A 1,479-nucleotide genomic window follows, 5' to 3' on the forward strand; every position below is an offset into this window, starting at 1 on the left:
CGAGGGTGTACACCTGAGTGTGTGAGTGGGGGATGATTGCTCCTGGTTGTTCCGGTTCCTGCCCTGATCGGAAAGTGACGCACAGTGATATCGAGGCAGGACACTGAGACGGGCCGCAGCGAGGCGGCACAGCGGGTGGCGCGGGCGCTGTCACCCGAGGCGATCGACGCGCTGATCGCGGACGCGAAGGACTCCGGGGTCCCTCTGGATGGCCGGGACGGGCTGCTGCAGCAGATGATGAAGCGGGTCATCGAGCGGGCCCTGCAGGCCGAGATGAGTGATCATCTGGGCTACGAGGCGGGGGATCCGGCCGGGCGGGGCAGCGGGAACAACCGTAACGGCTCGTATCCGAAGACGGTGACGACCACGGCCGGGCCGGTCGCCATCGACGTGCCCCGCGACCGCAGGGGCGAGTACGAGCCGCGGATCGTGCCCAAGGGCACCCGCCGGCTGGGACAGGTCGATGAGATGATCCTGTCGCTGTACGCCCGCGGCATGACCACCCGCGACATCACCGCCCACCTCGCCGAGGTCTACGGGGCCGAGGTCTCCCCGGCGCTGGTCTCGAAGGTGACCGACGTGATCGCCGACGAGGTGCAGGCCTGGCAGCACCGTCCCCTGGACGAGTGCTACCCGATCTTGTATATCGACGCGATCCGGATCAAGGTCCGTGACAACGGACACGTCGTTAACAAGGCCGCCCACCTGGTCATCGGCGTCGACGTGGACGGCGTCAAGAACGTCCTGGGCGTCTGGCTCCAGGACAACGAGGGGGCCAAGTTCTGGCTCCACGTCCTGACCCAGCTCAAGCACCGCGGCCTCACGGACGCGCTCATCGTGTGCTGCGACGGCTTGAAGGGCCTGCCCGAGGCGATCGAGGCCGTCTGGCCCCAGGCGATCACGCAGACCTGCGTCGTTCACTTGATCAGGTCGGCGCTGAAATACGTGAACTCCACCGACCGCAAGAAGGTCGCCGCCGCACTGAAGCCCGTCTACACGGCCGTCGACGAGACCGCCGCGCTGGAGGCGCTCGAGCAAGTCCGCGAGGACTGGGGCCGCCAGTATCCCGGCACGATCAGCGTGTTCGAGAACGCCTGGGCGCAGTTCATCCCGTTCCTCGGCTTCGACCAGGACATCCGCCGCGTCATCTACACGACAAACGCGATCGAGTCGATGAACCGCAATCTGCGCAAACTCGTCAAGACCTCCGGGCATTTCCCGTCCGACGACGCGGCGCTCAAGATGCTCTACCTCGGTATCCGCAACGTCGAAGGCCGCCACATCGACGGCGACGGCCGTGTCCCCGCCGGCCGTATCCGCGGCACCGGGACCCTCGGCTGGACCCGTGCGATGAACCAGTTCAAGATCCGGTTCGGCGACCGCCTCCCCCTCTGACCAGCATCAACAGACAGTAACCACGGCAGGAACCAGAACCGATGGAGCACAAAACCGATCACACACAACTCAGTTGACATCCTC

At 65.9% G+C, this 1,479-nt stretch carries 1 protein-coding gene; it reads left to right on the forward strand.

Annotated elements, in window-relative coordinates:
* Positions 1-135 precede the first annotated feature (135 nt).
* A complete protein-coding gene (locus ACIBEA_RS44565) occupies positions 136-1,395 on the forward strand; it encodes an IS256 family transposase (protein ID WP_399270301.1) in 1,260 nt (419 codons plus the stop codon).
* Positions 1,396-1,479: the final 84 nt, after the last annotated feature.

This window comes from Streptomyces sp. NPDC051555, from assembly GCF_044454405.1.
Taxonomy (GTDB): domain Bacteria; phylum Actinomycetota; class Actinomycetes; order Streptomycetales; family Streptomycetaceae; genus Streptomyces.